This window comes from Pseudomonas sp. 300, from assembly GCF_055803035.1.
This window is the reverse complement of record NZ_JAVLRV010000002.1, coordinates 374605-393795: the sequence shown is the minus strand read 5'-3', so window position 1 is coordinate 393795 and position 19191 is coordinate 374605. Positions and strand designations below refer to the sequence as shown.

The 19191-nt window shown below is 60.9% G+C and carries 20 protein-coding genes; 10 read left to right on the top strand and 10 right to left on the bottom strand.

Annotation, left to right across the window (positions count from 1 at the left end):
• Nucleotides 1–3: 3 nt before the first annotated feature.
• Nucleotides 4–1185 (top strand): acetyl-CoA C-acetyltransferase, encoded by a 1182-nt coding sequence (locus tag Q7W83_RS07905; RefSeq protein WP_150631513.1) that lies wholly within the window; start codon nucleotides 4–6, stop codon nucleotides 1183–1185.
• A gap of 149 nt (nucleotides 1186–1334) precedes the next feature.
• Here the strand turns inward: Q7W83_RS07905 and Q7W83_RS07900 are convergent, their stop codons facing one another.
• Nucleotides 1335–1937, bottom strand: coding sequence for an NADPH-dependent F420 reductase (locus Q7W83_RS07900; RefSeq protein WP_150653197.1), 603 nt, complete (start codon nucleotides 1935–1937; stop codon nucleotides 1335–1337).
• A gap of 112 nt (nucleotides 1938–2049) precedes the next feature.
• Between Q7W83_RS07900 and Q7W83_RS07895 the strand changes: the two genes are divergently transcribed.
• Entirely contained in the window at nucleotides 2050–2943 is an 894-nt protein-coding gene (locus Q7W83_RS07895; RefSeq protein WP_473655879.1) for a LysR family transcriptional regulator, read from the top strand.
• A 48-nt stretch (nucleotides 2944–2991) separates the two neighbouring features.
• Here Q7W83_RS07895 and Q7W83_RS07890 read toward each other — a convergent pair whose 3' ends face one another.
• Both Q7W83_RS07890 and Q7W83_RS07885 read right to left on the bottom strand, forming a co-directional pair.
• Nucleotides 2992–4311 (bottom strand): Nramp family divalent metal transporter, encoded by a 1320-nt coding sequence (locus tag Q7W83_RS07890; protein ID WP_150631510.1) that lies wholly within the window; start codon nucleotides 4309–4311, stop codon nucleotides 2992–2994.
• Between the two features lie 119 nt (nucleotides 4312–4430).
• Nucleotides 4431–4964, bottom strand: a complete 534-nt coding sequence (locus tag Q7W83_RS07885; protein WP_150639330.1) for a chalcone isomerase family protein — start codon at nucleotides 4962–4964, stop codon at nucleotides 4431–4433.
• Nucleotides 4965–5121: 157 nt separating this feature from the next.
• Between Q7W83_RS07885 and Q7W83_RS07880 the strand changes: the two genes are divergently transcribed.
• From Q7W83_RS07880 to Q7W83_RS07870, 3 genes are all read left to right on the top strand, one after another.
• Complete coding sequence (locus tag Q7W83_RS07880) at nucleotides 5122–5913, top strand: hypothetical protein (RefSeq protein WP_150631508.1); 792 nt, start codon at nucleotides 5122–5124, stop codon at nucleotides 5911–5913.
• Nucleotides 5914–5997: 84 nt separating this feature from the next.
• On the top strand, nucleotides 5998–6672 hold the full coding sequence (locus Q7W83_RS07875; RefSeq protein WP_150631507.1) for a glutathione S-transferase family protein: 675 nt from the start codon (nucleotides 5998–6000) through the stop codon (nucleotides 6670–6672).
• Between the two features lie 170 nt (nucleotides 6673–6842).
• Nucleotides 6843–7403, top strand: a complete 561-nt coding sequence (locus Q7W83_RS07870; RefSeq protein ID WP_150631506.1) for a DcrB/PsbP domain-containing protein — start codon at nucleotides 6843–6845, stop codon at nucleotides 7401–7403.
• Between the two features lie 3 nt (nucleotides 7404–7406).
• Here the strand turns inward: Q7W83_RS07870 and Q7W83_RS07865 are convergent, their stop codons facing one another.
• From Q7W83_RS07865 to Q7W83_RS07855, 3 genes are all read right to left on the bottom strand, one after another.
• Complete coding sequence (locus tag Q7W83_RS07865) at nucleotides 7407–8123, bottom strand: alpha/beta hydrolase (RefSeq protein WP_150639329.1); 717 nt, start codon at nucleotides 8121–8123, stop codon at nucleotides 7407–7409.
• 183 nt (nucleotides 8124–8306) lie between these two features.
• Nucleotides 8307–9419, bottom strand: a complete 1113-nt coding sequence (locus tag Q7W83_RS07860; RefSeq protein WP_150639328.1) for a M14 family metallopeptidase — start codon at nucleotides 9417–9419, stop codon at nucleotides 8307–8309.
• Nucleotides 9420–9571: 152 nt separating this feature from the next.
• Nucleotides 9572–10351 (bottom strand): ABC transporter substrate-binding protein, encoded by a 780-nt coding sequence (locus Q7W83_RS07855; RefSeq protein ID WP_150631503.1) that lies wholly within the window; start codon nucleotides 10349–10351, stop codon nucleotides 9572–9574.
• A gap of 162 nt (nucleotides 10352–10513) precedes the next feature.
• On the opposite strand from Q7W83_RS07855, the gene Q7W83_RS07850 reads away from it, so the two are divergent.
• Entirely contained in the window at nucleotides 10514–11164 is a 651-nt protein-coding gene (locus Q7W83_RS07850) for a type 1 glutamine amidotransferase (RefSeq protein ID WP_412071774.1), read from the top strand.
• A gap of 44 nt (nucleotides 11165–11208) precedes the next feature.
• Here Q7W83_RS07850 and Q7W83_RS07845 read toward each other — a convergent pair whose 3' ends face one another.
• Complete coding sequence (locus Q7W83_RS07845; protein ID WP_150653190.1) at nucleotides 11209–11637, bottom strand: rhodanese-like domain-containing protein; 429 nt, start codon at nucleotides 11635–11637, stop codon at nucleotides 11209–11211.
• 107 nt (nucleotides 11638–11744) lie between these two features.
• On the opposite strand from Q7W83_RS07845, the gene ftrA reads away from it, so the two are divergent.
• Nucleotides 11745–12719: a transcriptional regulator FtrA gene (gene ftrA / locus Q7W83_RS07840; RefSeq protein WP_150639326.1), complete on the top strand. Its 975-nt coding sequence runs from the start codon at nucleotides 11745–11747 to the stop codon at nucleotides 12717–12719.
• A gap of 123 nt (nucleotides 12720–12842) precedes the next feature.
• Here the strand turns inward: ftrA and cobF are convergent, their stop codons facing one another.
• The gene (gene cobF / locus Q7W83_RS07835) at nucleotides 12843–13598 is read right to left on the bottom strand and encodes a precorrin-6A synthase (deacetylating) (protein WP_150631500.1); all 756 of its coding nucleotides are present in this window, start codon (nucleotides 13596–13598) and stop codon (nucleotides 12843–12845) included.
• Nucleotides 13598–14170 (bottom strand): histidine phosphatase family protein, encoded by a 573-nt coding sequence (locus tag Q7W83_RS07830; RefSeq protein ID WP_150631499.1) that lies wholly within the window; start codon nucleotides 14168–14170, stop codon nucleotides 13598–13600. The genes cobF and Q7W83_RS07830 overlap by 1 nt, the downstream gene beginning before the upstream one ends.
• A 537-nt stretch (nucleotides 14171–14707) precedes the next feature.
• On the opposite strand from Q7W83_RS07830, the gene Q7W83_RS07825 reads away from it, so the two are divergent.
• The 3 genes from Q7W83_RS07825 (at nucleotide 14708) to Q7W83_RS07815 (ending at nucleotide 17838) form a co-directional block, all read left to right on the top strand.
• Nucleotides 14708–15724 carry an arginine N-succinyltransferase gene (locus Q7W83_RS07825; protein WP_150631498.1) on the top strand — a complete coding sequence of 339 codons (1017 nt, stop codon included), beginning with the start codon at nucleotides 14708–14710 and terminating at the stop codon, nucleotides 15722–15724.
• A 61-nt stretch (nucleotides 15725–15785) separates the two neighbouring features.
• Complete coding sequence (gene astA, locus Q7W83_RS07820; protein WP_150639325.1) at nucleotides 15786–16820, top strand: arginine N-succinyltransferase; 1035 nt, start codon at nucleotides 15786–15788, stop codon at nucleotides 16818–16820.
• Between the two features lie 148 nt (nucleotides 16821–16968).
• A complete protein-coding gene (locus tag Q7W83_RS07815) occupies nucleotides 16969–17838 on the top strand; it encodes an isocitrate lyase/PEP mutase family protein (RefSeq protein ID WP_150631496.1) in 870 nt (289 codons plus the stop codon).
• A 105-nt stretch (nucleotides 17839–17943) separates the two neighbouring features.
• Here Q7W83_RS07815 and Q7W83_RS07810 read toward each other — a convergent pair whose 3' ends face one another.
• On the bottom strand, nucleotides 17944–19185 hold the full coding sequence (locus Q7W83_RS07810) for a M20/M25/M40 family metallo-hydrolase (protein ID WP_150639324.1): 1242 nt from the start codon (nucleotides 19183–19185) through the stop codon (nucleotides 17944–17946).
• Nucleotides 19186–19191: the final 6 nt, after the last annotated feature.

The following is a 19191-nucleotide window of genomic DNA, read 5'->3' as shown; positions in this document are numbered from 1 at the left end:
TCCATGCAAGAAGTCGTCATTGTCGCCGCCACCCGTACTGCCATCGGCAGCTTCCAGGGCTCGTTGGCCAATGTGTCCGCCGTAGACCTCGGCGCTGCGGTGATCCGTCAGTTGCTGGCGCAAACCGGCCTGAACCCGGCTGAAGTCGATGAAGTGATCATGGGCCAGGTATTGACCGCCGGCGCCGGGCAAAACCCTGCGCGTCAGTCCGCGATCAAGGCTGGCTTGCCGTTCACCGTGCCGGCCATGACCCTGAACAAGGTCTGCGGTTCGGGCCTCAAGGCCTTGCACCTGGCGACCCAGGCGATTCGTTGCGGCGATGCCGACGTGATCATTGCCGGCGGCCAGGAAAACATGAGCCTGTCCAACTACGTCATGCCCGGTGCACGCACCGGTCTGCGCATGGGTCACGCACAAATCGTCGACACCATGATCAGCGACGGCCTGTGGGATGCGTTCAACGATTACCACATGGGCATCACCGCCGAGAACCTGGCTGAGAAGTACAGCCTGACCCGCGAGCAACAAGACGCCTTCGCGGCGGCCTCACAACAGAAAGCCACGGCCGCCATCGAAGCCGGGCGTTTTGTCGATGAAATCACTCCGATCCTGATTCCGCAGCGCAAGGGCGACCCGCTGTCCTTCGCCACCGACGAGCAGCCACGCGCCGGCACCACCGCCGAATCGTTGGGCAAACTGAAACCGGCTTTCAAGAAAGACGGTTCGGTGACCGCCGGTAACGCCTCTTCGCTGAACGACGGCGCCGCCGCCGTGATCCTGATGAGCGCGGAAAAAGCCAAGGCTTTGGGCCTGCCGGTACTGGCTACAATCGCTGCCTACGCCAACGCGGGCGTCGACCCGGCGATCATGGGCATCGGCCCGGTCTCGGCCACGCGCCGTTGCCTGAGCAAGGCCGGTTGGTCCATCGACCAACTGGACCTGATCGAAGCCAACGAAGCCTTTGCCGCGCAATCCCTGGCGGTGGCCAAGGACCTGGAATGGGACTTGGACAAGGTCAACGTCAACGGTGGCGCCATCGCCCTCGGTCACCCGATCGGTGCGTCGGGCTGCCGTGTGCTGGTGACTCTGCTGCACGAAATGATCAAGCGTGACGCCAAAAAAGGCCTCGCCACCCTGTGCATCGGTGGTGGTCAGGGCGTGGCACTGGCGATCGCACGAGCTTAAAGCGTTCAACAGACGGCGCGGGGACCCACGAAGATCCGCGCAGTCTGGCAACACCCCCCGCTTTAGCGAGGGAGCATGTCTGTAGGAGCCAGCAAGACGGCTCCTACAGATTTGCGTTCATCGCCACAAACCGGTTTTGTGCCCGGCTTTCAACCGAACTTCACCAGGTTCAATACCGGCAAAGGTCCACCCGGAAACTGCGCCAGTCGTGCGCCGACGCTCAATTCCCCAAGGTCGATCCCGAAGAAGCCCAATCGCTCAATCAACGCGCCTACCTGAGCTTTCGCCTCGGCATCATCGCCCGACACAAACAGCACCCGCTGACCACCCTCCGCCGTCGGATCACTCTCCAACAAGCGCGCCGCCAAGTGATTGAACGCCTTGACGACCCGCGCCCCTGGTACCCATTCGGCGAACACTTCGCTGGACGTACGACCCTGCAAATCCACAGCCTTGAACGATGGTGCCTCGATCGAGTTGTTGGCGTCGATCACGATCCGCCCGGCAAAATCCGGTAAACCGGCCAATGCTGTCGGCAACCTGGACCAGTTGACCGCGACCAGAACGATCGGCTGGGCCGCCGCTTCTTCACGGGTGCCGGCACGCGCCGTCGGGCCGAGTTCCGCTACCAGGGCGGCCAGGGTCTGCGGGCCTCGACTGTTGGCGATGACGACTTCGATGCCCTGTCGGGACAAGGCTCTGGCAAACGCTGAGCCAATGGCGCCAGCGCCGATGATACCGATAGTACTCATGGTGATTCACTCCAAGGGGTTGTCGTTGGCGTGAATACTGCGCTTGCCATTAGCCCTTGATTAGCTGGTAATGACTTGAATGATTTTCAAGTATTCATAGCAGGTGCCAGCCGTGGAAACCCTCGCCAACCTCGAATCTTTTGTACGCAGCGCTGAAACAGGCAGTTTTTCCGCCGCCGCACGGTTGCTGGCGCTGACACCCGCTGCGGTCAGCCGCAACGTGGCGATGCTTGAACGCAATATCGGTGTGCGGTTGTTTCAGCGTTCGACCCGCAAGCTGTCGCTCACTGAAGCCGGTGAGGGTTTTCTGGCCAGCATCGGCGGCAATCTGGAGGCGCTGCAAGAGGCGATCAGTGCCGTAAGCAGTGACCGCGGGGAACCGGCGGGTGTGCTCAAGGTCAGCCTGGCGCCGACGTTTGGCATCGGTCATGTGTTGCCGTTGTTGCCGCAGTTCCTGGCCCGTTATCCGTTGATCCGGCCGGAGTGGCACTTCGAAAACCGCCAGGTGGACTTGATTGCCGAAGGCTATGACGCGGCCATCGGCGGCGGCTTTGAATTGACCCCGCGGGTCATCTCGCGGACGCTGGCGGCGGCGGATATCGTCGCGGTGGCCTCACCGGCCTACCTGGAGGGACGTACGCTGCCGCGCACGCCGGCCGACCTGACCGGACACACCGGCATTGTGATGCGCGGCATTCGCACCGGGCGGATTCGTCAGTGGGTGATGCATGATCGAGCGGGCCATGAAGAGCGCGCCGTTCTGAACGAAAACATGGTGCTCAACGATCCGGCTGCCATGCGTGAAGCCGCAATCCTCGGCCTGGGTGTGACGCTGCTGGTGTTGCCCGATGTCGTCACGCACATCCAGCGCGGTGAACTGGTGCGTCTGTTACCGGACTGGCAGGCCGATGCCGGGCCGATCTCGCTGTATTACCCAAGCCGGACACTGATGCCGGCCAAGACCCGGGTGTTCATTGATTTTGTGGTTGAGGCGTTTCAGCGCTAGACCGCGTTATCGTTCATCGCGGGCTTGCCCGCGATGAGGCCAGACCAGTCACCCGAAAAACTGAAAGATCAACCAGCTATTCGCCCCACTGATTACCGTAAACAACCCCCAAGCCAACACCCGAGTCGGCAACCGATTCACAAACGGCCCCATCAATTTCTGGTCATTGGTCATCCGGATCAGCGGATACAGCGCAAACGGCAACTGCAAACTCAACACCACCTGACTCAACACCAGCAGCTTGCCAATCGCATCGTCACCCATCAGCCACACGCCGACAAACGCCGGGATCAGCGCCAGCCCTCGCGTAATCAACCGCCGCTGCCAGCAGGGAATCCGCAGATTGAGATAACCCTCCATGATCACTTGCCCGGCGATGGTGCCGGTAAACGTCGAGCTCTGACCGGACGCCAGCAACGCGACACCGAACAGCACACTGGCCAACGCACCGCCCACCAGTGGATCAAGCAAGTGATAGGCGTCCTGGATGTCCACCACGTCGGTGTGCCCGGTCTTGTGGAACGCCGCCGCTGCAAGGATCAGGATCGCCGCGTTGACCAGCAGCGCCAGCGCCAGGGAACCGATGGTGTCGATGCGCGCCAGCTTCACCGCGTCCTGCTTGCTGGCCAGGTCCTTGCCGATCATCCGGGTCTGCACGATCGAGGTGTGCAGGTACAAGTTATGCGGCATCACCGTAGCCCCGAGAATCCCGATAGCCAGGTACAGCGGCGCCGCATCGCCGATGGCCGACAGTGACGGCGTGAATCCCCGTGCGACGTCCGGCCAATAGGGCTTGATCAACAACAACTCAACGAAAAAACACACACCGATGGTGCTCACCAGCACCAGCATGATCGCTTCCAGTCGGCGGAAGCCACGGTTCTGCAGGGCCAGCACCAGCAGCGTGTCGAATGCCGTGAGGGCAATGCCGACGCTGAGCGAACAGCCCAGCAGCAGATGGAACGCCAGCGCGCAGCCGAGCACTTCGGCGAGGTCGGTGGCGATGATCGAGATTTCCGCCAGCACCCATTGGGTGCGCGCGGTCCGCGTGCTGTAGCGCTCGCGGGACAACTGCGCCAGATCGCGCCCGGTGGCGATGCCCAGACGCGAGCACAAACACTGCACCACCATCCCCGCCAGACTCGCCAGCAACACCACAAATAACAGGCTGTAACCAAACCGCGAACCGGCCTCGATGGCGGTGGCCCAGTTGCCCGGGTCCATGTAGCCGATGGACACCAACAAGCCCGGGCCGGCGAAACGCAGGACCCGTTTGAAAAATGACGCGCGAGGGTCAACGGCAACGCTGCCCGCCACTTCCGGCGGACAAAAAGGCGCAGTGGCGACTTTGGGCAAACTGAATTTCACGCAAACATTCCAAAAACCGGACGGGAGGGGCAGCTTAGACGTTTCGCGCTTTTGGGTGTACAGACAAACGCAAAAGACCGCCGCCCTTGCTGTTGCTGTTGCCGTTGCTTTTGTGGTCTTCAGGGTTGTGCAGTACCCAGCAACTGCTGCCGCAACTCGGGATTGCTGGTGCGCGGGTCGAGCCAGATATCAAAAAACGCCCGGGCGAACGCCGGGTCTTTTATCTCGTACCGCAACTGCTGGCCGACAAAAAAGCGAGCGCCCTGCCCCGGCAAGTAAACCCCGGTGATTCGGGTGCCGGCCTGGACATCGACAAACGCCTGCTGCATCTGCGCCTCCCATCCCGCGAGTTGCCCGGTACTGACCGACGTGCCCGACAATCGTTTGATTTCATCGACGCTGGCCTGCACCAGATCGTCCCGGGAAATCCTGCGCTGATAGATCAGCTCCAGGGCAAACGGCTGGTCGCTCGCCAACGGCTGCGTGGCGCTCCAGAGTCGGGCGTTGTAGACATCGAAACCGAACATCCGGAACTCGCCGGTGCCAATGATCTGGGCACCGGGTAGCGAGTCCTGCCAATTGGCCAACGCTTGGCTGCCCAGTAATGCCAACAGCCACAGGCTATGACGCAGGGGTGATCGTGCTCGGGTCATGATCGGCTCCATTGCGCGCGAATGATTGATGAAACTTATACGCAAAATGTGTGACTGTACAAGTCTTGAGCTTTGTATACAAAAACCAACAATCCCTAGAGCAATCCATCTTCGGCAATGCTAACGTTGCCGCCTCACACAGGTCGGAGGCGCCTTCGTGCTGCTGCTCAAACTGCTGGTCATTCCCGGGTTTCTTTTACTGATCTCCCTCGCGGGCAAACGCTGGGGCCCGAGCGTTGCCGGTTGGCTGTCGGGGTTGCCAGTGGTGGTCGGACCGATTCTGTTCTTCCTCGCTATCGAACAAGGTGAAGTGTTTGCCGCGCAATCGGCGACCGCCGCGTTATCCGCGATGTTCGCGATGATTGCCTTTTGCGTGACCTACGCCCAGGTTGCCCAACGGGCGGGATGGCCGTGGGCGCTGACGGTTTCGCTGCTGGTCTGGGCGACGGCGGCGGTTGCACTGTCGGTGATCCCGCCCTCCCTGGTGTTCTCGGTAATCGCCGCCGCGACCGCGTTGCTGGCGGCGCCGTACCTGTTCCCCCATGTGCAGCCGATCATCTCGGGGCCGGCGCCGAAGTCCGACAAATTGTTGCTGCGCATGATTGCCGGCGCCCTGCTGACCCTGGCGGTCACTTGGCTGGCCAGCACCGTCGGTGAACGCTGGAGCGGCTTGCTCGCGGTGTTCCCGGTGCTGGGCAGCGTGATGGCTGTGTTTTCCCAGCAAACCCGCGGTCCAGCGTTTACCGCAGCGTTGTTGCGGGCCACGGCGACCGGGATGTATTCGTTTAGCGCGTTTTGCCTGGTCCTGGCGCTGACTTTGCCGAGCATGGGTCTCAAGGCCTTTGGCCTGGGCGTCGCGGTGTCCGTAGCCATGCTCGGCATCACCAAACGCCTGTTGGCCAAACCTGTAGCAACGCCCACAACACGTTCAACTTTATCGAACAAGTAGAACAACAACCCTGTACGTCAATCGAACAGGTTTCGCCCACCATTAGCCTCAGTTCCAGACCCACCACTGACTGAGGCCTCCACCATGAAATTCTTTTTCCACCCTTCGCCCAACCCGATGAAAGTCGCCCTGCTGCTTGAAGAACTGCAAACGCCGTACGAATTGATCGGCGTCGACACCTTCAAGGGCGAGCAACACCAGCCAGCCTTTCTGGCGATCAACCCGAACGCCAAAGTGCCGACGCTGATCGATGGCGACGCCACTGTGTTTGACTCCCAGGCGATCCTGCTGCACCTCGCACAAAAACATCAGCGCTTCCTGCCGACCTCCATTGCCGGCCAGGCCGAACTGCTGTCGTGGCTGATGTTCATCGCCACCGGCCTGTCGCCATTCTCTGGTCAGGCGGTGCACTTCCTGCATCACGCCCCGGAAGACCTGCCCTACGCGAAAAACCGTTACCTCAAGGAAGTCGAGCGTCATTACCGCGTGCTCGATCAGCGCCTGTCCGACCATCAATACCTGGCCGGCGACACTTACAGCATCGCCGACATGGCGCTGTGGGGCTGGGCCAATTACGCGCCGTACATCCTCGGCGAGAACGGTTTGGCGGCGTACCCGAACGTCAAGCGCCTGTTCGATGAAGTCAGCGCCCGCCCGGCCGCCCAGCGTGCCCGGGGTCTTAAAGAGAAACTGGAGCTGAAAGCCGAATTCGACGAAGAAACCCGGCGCAATCTGTTTCCGCAAAACCAGGCGCAGTAAGCCACTGCGACCTGCAGCCCCCTGTGGTGAGGGCTCGCCTCGCCACAGGGACGCAGACGTGACCTGAACGGTACTCCCCCGCCCGACCGTCCGTTAGCCCACGCTGGAATGCATCACGACCTCCATGGGATGATCGCCCCCCCACCGCGAGACCACCCTGGAGATTTTGAATGTCACTGTTGAGTAAAAAAGCCGTTGTCCTGCTGCTGGCAATGGCTGCCAGCCTGGGGGCTTTGAATGCACAGGCGGCCAAAGAGACAGCGCCAGCACAGAGCGTCTCGATGCTGGACGGAAAATTCAAATTCACCCTGCCGAAGGGCTTTGTTGCCAATCCGCTTCCGGCGGACGCGACCGGTGCGAGTGGCACCCTGTACACCAACGAAACCACGAAAACCGTGGTGATCGCCGCTGAAAACACCATCCCCGGCGGCGTCAACGCCAAGGACAACGACGGTGAGTTCCTCGACGCCACGGCGTCCGACTTCGCCACCCACCAAGCCAAGGCATTGCCGGATTTCACCAAGCTCAGCGAAAAAAGCATCACGCAGAAAGGCACCGGGCTGGGACTGCGACAGATCGACAGCATCGCCACCCAGGGCGGCGGCAAAACCCTCGACACCACGCTGATGGCCGCCTCGGGCAAGCGTATGGCGCTGATTCAGGTGATTTCCCGCCTCAGCGACAATGCCGGCCACGAAGCGCTGGTCAAGCAGATCGTTTCCGGCAAATAAGGCTCAGGGGTTGAGACGCTGCAACCAGGCGCTCAAGTCCTGCATCTCTGTGCCGCTGATGCTGTGACCGACGCCTGGGTAGGCGTGAAAGTCAGGCTTGAGTGACAGACGCTGCAACAGGCTGTCCGCCTCGGTGCCGTCGTTGAACGGAAGGCGTTTGTCCGCCGTGCCATGCCCGATGAAAATCGGCAGTTTCTGACGTTGTTCATCGGGTTTGAGCTCGGACTTGAGCACGGGCAGAATCCGCCCGCTCAACGCGGCAATTCCACCCACGGCCTCGGGATGACGTAGCGCGACCTCGTAAGACATGATCGCGCCCTGGCTGAAGCCCACCAGGAAAACCTTGTTCGGTTCTGTGTGATATTTCTTCGCAGCCTGTGCGACGAAATCCAGCAACACCTGGCCGCTGGCCTTCAGATCATCCGTCTCGCCGTTGTAGGCGCCTTCACCTTTCTTGCGAAACCACTGATAGCTGCCCTCCTCCATGACCATCGGCGCGCGCACCGACAGGTAGTTGTAGCGGGCCGGCAGCTCATCCTTGATGTCGAACAGGTCGTGTTCGTTACTGCCGTAGCCGTGGAGGAAAATCACCAGAGGCTGATTGACGGATTCGGGGTTGGCCTGCTCCAGGTATTTGAGCGGCAGATCGGTGTGTAGCGGGGTTTGAGCGTGGACGGCGGTGGACGCCAGGAGTGTCAGCAGAGCGAGAAACTTCAACATAAACCTTCCTTCACAGAGCGCAGGATTCGGGGCAGAGCCTAACACTGTGAAGCCAGCCGGGGGATTTTCGGTGCTGCTGATGCCGTCATCGCGGGCAAGCCCGCTCCCACATTTGAAACGCATTCTCCTGTGGGAGCGGGCTTGCCCGCGATGAGGCCTTATGAAGCGCCAAATATATCTCGGTTAGTCGTTGATCAGTTTGCCAACCCGGATCGGCTCGCGCCCCGCGACTTTCGCCTGCCACGTCCCAGGTTGCGTATAGCGTCCACGATCAATGGCAAACAACACGCCGCTGGTGCCAGCGCGCACGGTGGTCACCCGGTCGTTCAACGGGTCGACCACTTCAAACAGCGCATCACCCTTCTCGACCCATTCACCGGCTTCGCGCAGAAAACTGACCACGCCGTGATGGGGCGCGAACAGGTATTCCGTGCCTTCGAAAGGCATGCCTTCACAACATTCACTCGGTGCTGCCGGCCAGGTGCCTTTGATGAAACCCTGCTCGGCGAGGAACCCGAGAATGGCTTCGCAGTTGGCCTGGGCCTGATCGACCCGGGTATCGCCCATGCTGCCCAGCTCCAGCGTTGTCGCCAGGTTGGCCGGTGGAATCGCCGCCCCGGGGAACGCCCTCGCCAGGCGCAACCACGGTGAGGAACAGGATTCATCAAAAGAACTGCCGCCGGAATCTTCACACAACAACGCGACGCCCGCCTTCAGCCGAGCCGCCAGGGACTTCCATTGCGACCAGTGTTGCGGCAATGCATAAATATGAATAGCCGCTTCGAAATCGCAATGCAGATCGAGGGTGATGTCGGCATCGCAAGCGTGGCGCAGCAGCAAGCGGTGCATGGCTTCCAGTTGCGACTTGGGTGCAGGCAAACCGTCGAGAACCTGAGCCATGGTCTGACGAATCAACGCAATGTTGGCTTGGGCATCGGCGCCCAACTGATCGCCGATCAGCTCACCCACCGGCGCGCTGAGTTCGACGAACGAGCGATTGAAATTTTTGCCGCTGCCCAGTTCGAAACGGCCCATATGGCTGCCTTGCAGGTGCTGATCCAGACCGATGGGATTGGCCACCGGCACCAGTTCGATCACGCCTTGCAACTGGCCTTGAGCTTCGAGTTCGGCCAGGCGTTTTTTCAGCTCCCACGCCGTGCGCATGCCCGGCAGTTCGTCCGCGTGCAGGCTGGCCTGAATGTAAACCTTGCGTGTGCCCGCGCCATAACGAAACACGCTGAGGGTGCGCTCGGTGCCCAGGTGGCTCCAGGGCAATGGGTGGTCGATGCGTTGCATAGAAACTCCTGTCGAAACCGACGCTCAGGATCACGAAACCTGCAGGCGCTGGCAAGCCAGCGCCCGCAATGGAAATGTGTTGGCCGGGTAAATCACGGCACAAAAAAAAGTGGCAACCGCATTCACGGTTGCCACTTTCTTGTACGGTTGAATTACTCGCCGTAAACATCAAAAGCGAAGTACTTGTCCTGTACTTGCTTGTACTTGCCGTTGGCGCGAATTTCAGTGATGGCGGTGTTGAATTTGTCCGCCAGCTCTTTATCACCCTTGCGCACAGCGATACCGGCACCGCCGCCGAAGTACTTGGCGTCTTCGTAAGTCGGGCCGACAAAAGCAAAACCTTTGCCCGCGTCGGTTTTCAGGAAACCGTCGTCGAGGTTGACCGAGTCGGCCAGCATCGCGTCGAGGCGGCCGGAGACCATGTCCAGGTTGGCTTCCTGCTGGGAGCCGTAACGCACCAGGATAATGCCGGCCGGTTGCAGCACTTCAGTGGCGAAGCGGTCGTGGGTACTGGCGCGAAGTACACCGACTTTCTTGCCCTTGAGCTCGGTCAGCGGGTCTTTCACGTCGGTGCCTTCCTTCATCACGAAGCGCGCCGGGGTGTGGTAGTACTTGATGGTGAAATCGACGTTTTTCTTGCGGTCATCGGTGATGGTCATGGACGACAGGATTGCATCGATCTTCTTGACCTTCAGCGCCGGGATCAGGCCGTCGAACTCTTGCTCGACCCAGGTACATTTCACTTTCATCTGCTCGCACAGCGCGTCGCCGATATCGACGTCGAAACCGGTGAGTTTGCCGTCGGGGGTTTTCATCGAGAATGGCGGGTAACCGGCTTCGATACCGATGCGGATCGGCTTGGCGTCTTCGGCCACAGCGGTCAGGGACAACATCGACAGTGCCAGGGCACCGAACATCACTAGCTTCTTCATTTATAACTCCTGTGGGCGGAGGCTTTTATTGGCAGCGTTCGATTGGTAGCTTTCGGTCAGAGCTTTTTTATTGGAAAAGACCGAAGTGGCGGGCAGTCTAGAGCGGCTTCAGGCCTGTAAATTGTGCATAGGCGACAAATATTTATAAGAAAGGCGAGCTAAATGAACGATGAGATTCGCACGTTGAACCTGATCCAGCACCACCCCGCCGAAGGTCCTGGCGCGATTGCCGATTGGGCTGCCTCCCGAGGATTGACGCTGAACGTCTTGCGCGCCGACCTTGGTCAACTGCCGCCAGTGAGCGCGGAACCGGTGATTTTATTGGGAGGTCCTTATGAGTCCAACGCCGGCCCCACGTGGCTGGAGGCCGAACGCCAGTGGCTGGCGCGCAGCCTGGACCAGGGCGCGGCGGTGTTTGCGATTTGTCTGGGGGCGCAGTTGTTGGCGCTGAGTCTGGGTGGGAATGTGCGGCGAATGGACCGGACAGAAACCGGCTGGATACCCGTGCGCTTTGTCGATGGTCAGGTTTTGAAGGTGCTGGAATGGCATGAAGACGCCATCGACCTGCCGCCCGGCGCGCAGCTGCTGGCCAGCAGCGATCAATGCCAGCAGCAGATGTATCGCGCAGGGCCTGCGCGGGTGGGTTTGCAGTTTCACCCCGAATGGAATGCCGAGTCGGTGGCGACGCTCAATGCGCACTTTGCCGAGGAATCGCCGCTGCCACGGGGAGAACCGGACAGCGCCGCCCACGCCGCCGTTTTTGGCTGGTTGCAGGCGACGCTGGATGACTGGTGGGCGGTATCCGGCAATTGACCAAAGATCTGTAGGAGCCGGCCGCAGCAAGCCGGCTCCTACCGTCAGCATTCGCAGCCGATGGCGGCTGGCCGTTGCACCTCAGTGCTCAACTCAAACCCTTCATCCAGCCACCCGGTCACCCCGCCGATCATTTCCTTGACCGGGTAGCCCAGCGCCGCCAGCTTCACTGCGGCCTTGTTGGCACCGTTGCAATGCGGCCCGGCGCAATAGACCACGAACAGCGTGGACTTCGCCCACGTGGCCAACCCTTCAGCGGTCAGCAGTCGTCCCGGAAGATTGATCGCGCCCGGCACATGACCGCGCTCGAACGCCTGCGGACCGCGCACGTCCACCAGCACAAAATCCACGTCACCGGCCTGCTGGCTCGCGTTGACGTCGGAACAATCGGTTTCAAAGGTCAGACGGTTGCTGAAATGCATCAGGGCAATGGCCGATGGGGCGGCGGGAATCTTGCGGACCAGGCTGGTCATGAGCGGTACTCCAACGGTGTGGTTGTGGTGGGCGTGAGAAGACTTTATCCGCCACGCGCTTGCGGCTAAAGTGGCGCAGAAGACACTCACCGGGAACTTTCCGCCAAATGCAGCCCAACCCAGGATTAGTCGCGATTCTGGCCTACGACGGCCTCTGCACCTTCGAATTCGGCATCGCCGTGGAGATCTTCGGCCTGGCGCGCCCGGAGTTCGATTTCCCGTGGTACGAACACCGGATCGTCGCCGTGGATCAGGGCCCGATGCGCGCCACGGGTGGCATTCAGGTGCTGGCCGATGGCGGCATGGAACTGCTCGGCGACGCCCGAACCATCATCATTCCCGGTTGGCGCGATCGCAACGCTGCGGTGCCCGAAGCGTTGATCACCGCCCTGCGCCAGGCCCATGCGCGGGGCGCGCGGTTGCTGTCGATCTGCTCGGGCGTGTTCGTCCTGGCGGCGACCGGTTTGCTCGACGGTCACGGTGCCACCACGCATTGGCGCTACACCTCGGAACTGGCCGCGCGTTTCCCGAACATACGGGTAAACCCCGACGTGCTCTACGTCGACTCGGGCCAACTGATCACGTCGGCGGGCAGCGCCGCAGGTATCGATGCGTGCCTGCATCTGGTGGCACGGGATTTCGGCACCCAAGTGGCCAACTCGGTGGCGCGGCGGCTGGTGATGTCGCCGCAACGCACCGGCGGCCAGGCGCAGTTCATTCCGACACCGGTCAGTCCTGCGCCGCGCAGCGATCTTTCCCGCGTGATGCAATGGGTTCGGGAGCGTTTGCATGAGCCGCTGGAGGTCCGTGACCTGGCCAGCGAGGCGGCGATGAGTGAACGGACGTTCTTGCGTCGGTTCACTGAAGCCACGGGCATGCCGCCCAAAGCGTGGTTGCAGCATGAACGCCTGGCGAGGGCCCGTGAATTGCTGGAAAGCACGAGCAGAAATACCGACCAGATTGCCGAGCAGTGTGGCTATCGCTCGGTGGAAAGTTTCCGGGTGGCGTTTCGCAACGTGGTTGGCGTGCCGCCGTCGGTGTATCGGGAGCGGTTTGGGCGGGAGGTCGAAGCGAAGATTTGAAGTGGGTTTGAGGCTCTCATCGCGAGACAAGCTCGCTCCCACAATAGATCTCTGATCGTCACGGATCCCTGTGGGAGCGAGACCGGCTTGCCGGCGATGGCGTCGGGGCAAACACTTGATCTCTCAAGGCTTGCGCAAAAGATACGTATCCATAATCCACCCATTGGCCAGCCGCGCCGCCTTGCGCACCCGTTCTATCTCGTCCGCCACGTCCTTGAGCTTGCCACTGATGAGGATTTCATCCGGCGTCCCCAAGTAAGCCCCCCAGTAAATCTCCGTCTCCTGATCCGCCACTTGATGGTAGGAATCTTCCGCGTCGAGCATCACCACCAGGCTGTCGGCATCGCTCACCTGTCCTGCCGCCAGGCGCCGGCCCGTGGTGATTTCGAAGGAGCGTCCGATCCGGTTCAGCGGCACTTTATGCTGGGCCGCCAACGCCTGGACGCTGGTGATACCGGGGATCACGTCGAACTCGAAGACGCAGCGACCGGACGCCAGAATTGCCTGCAAGATCCGAAGGGTGCTGTCGTACAACGCCGGATCACCCCACACCAGGAATCCGCCACACTGGCCGTCGGATATCTCCTCATTGATCAGCCGCTCGAAGGTCAACTGCTTGGCAAGGTTCAGGTCTTCCACACTCGCCTTGTAGTCCACGTCTGCGCGCTCGCGCTCCGGGCTGAGGGCTTCGACGAAGCGGTAGGCGTGATCAGTGATGTAGCGCTGGCAAATCTCGCGACGCAGGTCGATCAGTTTGTCTTTGCTTTGGCCCTTGTCCATGAGGAAAAACACATCGACGAGGTTCAGTGCCTTCACGGCCTGCATCGTGATGTAGTCGGGGTTGCCGGCACCGATGCCGATGACCATCAGTTTTTTCATCAGCAGGCTCCCTCGAGGTCTGTGCCCGACACGCGCAAGCGCCAACGACCATTGAACCGCAATTCAATGGCGGACAGCGGTTCGACATCGATCAGATTGAACGCGGAACTTTGCAGCACATGGGTCAGCGCCGCGCGAATGACAAATGGATGGGTGATGGCAACGCAGTGTCCCGGTGTTGCCTCCAGCGATTTCAGCCAGGTGGCCACCCGCTCGCCGAGTTGCGTTACCGACTCGCCACCGTGAGGGGCCGAACACGGATCATCGAGCCAGGACTGCAACGCTTCGGGTTCCGATTGCTGCAAGTCGTCAATCCGCGCGCCCTTCCAGCGTCCGAAATCACACTCCCTCAGCGCCTCGACAATCTGCGCGTCACCGGCGAACAACCCGGCGGTTTGCCGGGCCCGCAATTCCGGACCGCAGAACAGGCGCGGCGCCTTCTTGAACCGGGAACCCAACGAACCTCTAGCCGATTGCCAATCCATCTCCACCGGCTCGTCCGTAGGAAAGCGCGCCAATTTCTGTGCGACGGTTCGAGCGTGGCACATCAGGGTCAAACGGGTCGCCTGCACGAAGGATCACTCGATAAAGGGAAAGGAAAACGGCGTCACGCCGCCAACAATCAGGCAATTGTGCCGCAAGAAACACGATTGGGGGCGTTTCGTTTCACACCTTGCCAACGCTTGTCGCCCTTGAAAAACAGCGGTCTGCGCCCCCCCTGTCAGCGAGGACCTACAAGGTTGATCGACATTGGTGTAGCCCTCTACATACGGGCATTTCGCCCCATTTTGGGGCCGGAAATAAGCGCACAAAAATTCACTAGACATGGAGCGCGCGTTCCATAAATACTCCTGCAACGGATTATGAAATCTAAACGCCACCCTCATCCAGCAGGAGCCCGGATGCCCTCTCCCAGCAACATGTACCACCGCCTCCGCTCCCACCCGACCGACAGCATCGCGCTGCCTTCGGCAAGCAGCGACTGACTGAAAAGAAAAAGAGCGGCGCCTGGCAACTGCAGCAAGCGACCGCCGATTCAATGCGTGGAAACCGACAGTGATAGTCAGGTTCGTGCCAACCGCCGAACCCTTTGATACAGGAGTGCATCCATGCTGGTCTTACGCCCAGTGGAGTTAACCGACCTGCCCCAATTGCAGCGACTTGCGCAAGAAAGCCTGGTCGGTGTCACGTCCCTGCCGGACGACACCGAACGCTTGCGCGAGCGGATTCTTGACTCCTGCGCCTCGTTCGATAAAGACGTGCGGCGCAATGGCCCGGAAAACTATTTCTTCGTGCTGGAGGATCTGACTACCCGGCGCCTGGCGGGCTGTTCGGAAATCCTCGCCACTGCCGGTTTCGGCGAGCCGTTCTATAGCCTGCGCAACCGACACTTCACCAGCGCCTCGCGGGAGCTCAACATCGAGCACGGGGTGCCGGCGCTGTCGTTGTGCCACGACCTCAGTGGCCACACCTTGCTGCGGGGGTTTCACATCGATGCGGCACTGGTACGCACACCGTCCTCCGAACTGTTGTCACGGGCGCGACTGATGTTCATCGCCGCGCACCTGCAGCGCTTCGCCGAAGCGGTAATCACCGAAATCGTCGGCTACAGCGACGAAGAAGGACAGTCGCCATTCTGGGATGCGCTGGGCAAACACTTCTTCGACCTGCCCTACTCCGAGGCCGAGCGGCTTTGCGGGTTGGAGAGCCGGACATTTCTTGCCGAACTGATGCCGCACTATCCGATCTACGTACCGATGCTGCCTCAGGCCGCACAGGACTGCATCGGCCGTATTCATCCCGACGGCCAGGAGGCCTTCGATATCCTTGAGCGCGAGGGGTTCGAGACTAACAGCTACATCGACCTGTTCGATGGCGGCCCGACCCTGTATGCACGTCTCGCCAGCATCCGCTCGATCGCGCAAAGCCAGAATGGCACCGCCAAACAGGGCTCGACCATCGATGCTCGCGGACGCTACCTGGTGAGCAACGACTCACTGCGAAACTATCGCGCCATCGTCGCCGATCTGGACTACACCGCCGGGCAACCCGTGGTCCTTGGCGCCGAGATGTGCGCGGCACTGAATGTCACCGAAGGCAGCCCTATCCGGGTGATCGCACTGTGAGCCACTTCACACCCAGTGCCCAACGACAGTGCTCGAACAAGCGTGTAGAAGGAGCTGCATCATGATTGTCCGTCCGGTCCACGTCACCGACCTGCCCGCCCTGTTGGCGCTGGTTCGACACGCCGGTCCCGGGTTTACCACCCTGCCCGCCTGCGAGGACCGCCTGGCGCACCGGGTGCGTTGGGCGCAACGGACTTTCGCGGAACAGGTTGAACGGGCCGATGCCGACTACCTGTTCGTGCTTGAAGACGACGATCAGCAAGTAGTGGGGGTCAGCGCACTGACGGGAGCCGTTGGACTGCGTGAGCCCTGGTACAACTATCGGGTCGGGCTGACGGTCAGTGCGTCACCGGACCTGGGCATCCAGCGGCAGATCCCGACGCTGTTTCTGAACAACGAAATGACCGGGCAATCGGAGATTTGCTCCCTGTTCCTGCGTCAGGATCAACGCCACGGCAGCAATGGCCGGTTGCTGTCGTTGGGGCGTTTGCTGTTTGTTGCCGAATTTGCGCACCTGTTCGGCGAGAAGCTTATCGCCGAACTGCGTGGCAGTGCCGACGAGCAAGGCTGCTCGCCATTCTGGGACAGTCTGGGCCGGCACTTCTTCAAGATGGACTTCAACCATGCCGATCACTTGTCGGGGCTGGGCAGCAAATCGTTCATCGCCGAACTGATGCCGCGCCAACCGCTGTATACCTGCCTGCTCACCGAACAGGCCCAGGCCGTCATCGGCAAAGCTCACCCGAATACCGAACCGGCATTGAAAATCCTCACCGCCGAAGGTTTCACGCACAAGGGCTACATCGATATCTTCGACGCCGGCCCGGTCATCGAAGCACCGCTTTCGAAAATCCGCACGGTGCGCGACAGCCAGGCGCTGACGCTGGCCATCGGCACGCCGGACGACCAGGCGCCGGTCTGGCTGATCCACAACCGCCGACTGGAAAACTGTCGCATCACCGCCGCTCCCGCCAGACGGGTAGGCAACAGCCTGATCGTCGACCGGCTCACCGCCAAACGCCTGCAACTGCAACCCGGCAGCTCGGTACGCGCGGTGCCGCTGCTCAACCGACAGCAGCAGGCTGCGGCGGCTTGAAGAGCAACCTCACTCGTCGCCATGAGTGGTTTCGATCAGGCCCGCGCTGCAAATTCGTCATCATTCTTCCCCCCTTTGCGTGATAGCCTTTTGTTTTTCGGCGTTGACACTTTTGCTCAAGCCCTTCCATTCCATTGGTGGAACTCATATGTCCAGGCTTTCACATCAAGATTTGCGCCGTAACTTCCGTGAGCTGTTCGCTTCCAATACCTGCTATCACACCGCGTCGGTTTTCGACCCGATGTCGGCGCGCATTGCCGCGGACCTGGGTTTTGAAGTAGGGATTCTGGGGGGGTCTGTCGCCTCGCTACAGGTGCTGGGCGCTCCCGACTTCGCCCTTATCACCCTCAGTGAGTTCGCTGAGCAAGCCACTCGCATCGGCCGTGTCGCCCAATTGCCGGTGATCGCCGACGCCGACCACGGCTACGGCAACGCCCTCAACGTGATGCGCACCATCGTCGAACTCGAACGTGCCGGCATCGCCGCCCTGACCATCGAAGACACCCTGCTGCCGGCGCAATTCGGCCGCAAGTCCACCGACCTGATCGGCGTCGCCGAAGGTGTCGGCAAGATCCGCGCAGCGCTGGAAGCCCGGGTCGACTCGGAAATGGCCATTATCGCTCGCACCCACGCGGGAATCCTGCCGGTGCAGGAAATCATCAGCCGCACCCAGCAGTACCAGAAGGCCGGTGCGGACGGGATTTGCATGGTGGGCGTGCGGGACTTCGACCACCTGGAACAGATCGCCGAACACCTGAGCGTGCCACTGATGCTGGTCACCTACGGCAACCCGCTGCTGCGCGACGACAAACGTCTGGCGGAGCTGGGTGTGCGGGTCACCATCGACGGTCATGGCGCTTACTTTGCGGCGATCAAGGCGACTTACGACAGCCTGCGCGAGCAGCGGCAGTACTTCACTCAGGCCTCGGATCTGAGCGCTACGGAATTGACGCATACGTACACGCAGCCTGAGGAGTACATCCGTTGGGCCGAAGAGTTTATGAGCGTTAAAGAGTAATTGCGGTGTGAGCCGTTCTGACGCCTTCGCCAGGCCGGCTTCTGCAGGGTTTTGCGTCATCCTTGCAGGAGCTGGCTTGCCAGCGATAGCGTCCGAACAGGCGACCTATTTCTTGGCCAACTCCATAATCATCCGCGACAACAGGTAAATCCGCGGTGCCACGCTTTCTACCTCCGCGTATTCCTGCGGCGTATGAATATTGCCGCCGACAATCCCGAACCCATCCAGCGTCGGTGTACCGACAGCCGCCGACAGGCTCGCGTCCGCCGCGCCGCCACTGCCCTCTTCCGTCAACTTACGCCCGATTTCGCCGTAGATCCCTTGAGCGATTGCCATCAGCCGATCCGATTCAGCCGTTTGCGGCATCGGTGGCAAACCGCGCTGAAGGGTGGTGGTAACTTCGGTTTCGGGTATCAGCTTGTCCTTGGAAACCCGCGCCAGATCCTTTTCGATCCGGTCGAATTCTTCCGGCACTGCCGCGCGCACATCCGCCCTGGCCGTGGCCTGATCGGGAATCACGTTGGTGCGGTCCCCCGCCTTGAGCACGGTGAAGTTGATGGTGGTTTTCTTTTCCTCATCCCCCAGTTTGCCCAGTTGCAGAATCTGATGTGCCACCTCCATCGCGGCGTTGCGACCCAGTTCCGGCGCGACACCGGCGTGGGCAGCCTTGCCTTTGACTTCGACGACGGCGGTGGCGCTGCCCTTGCGCCACACCACCAGACCATCCGCCGGGCGACCGGGTTCGAGGTTGAGGGTTACATCGTGGGCCTTGGCGGTTTTCTTGATCAGATCGGTGGCGACGTCCGAGCCGGTTTCTTCGCTGGCGTCGAGCAGGAAAGTGATTTGCGCATAGTCCTTGAAGCCGAGATTCTTCAGGACTTTCAACGCGTAGATGCCAGCAACGATGCCGCCCTTGTCATCCATAACGCCCGGCCCGTAGGCGCGGCCGTCCTTGATGTGGAACGGACGCTCGGCGGCAGAGCCTTCCTTGAAGACAGTGTCCATGTGCGCCATCAACAGGATTTTCGCCTTGCCGGTGCCTTTCAGGGTCGCGATCACGTGGCTGCTTTTATCGGGTGTGTTCGGCACGAGTTCGATGGTGGCACCGAGCTTTTTCAGTTCATCGATGGCGATGTCGCTGACCTGGGTCAGGCCCGGTTCATAGCCGGAACCGGAATCGATATTGACCAGCCGCTCCAGCAGTTTCAGGGCTTCACCTTTGTACTGCTCGGAATCGGCGAGAATCTGTTTGTGCGGTTCGACAAAGGCTGCAGGGGCAAAAGCTCCGAACGCGAGCGTGAGGCCGAGGCTCGTGGCCAGCAGGGAGCGAGGGAGTTTGAACGTCATGAATCG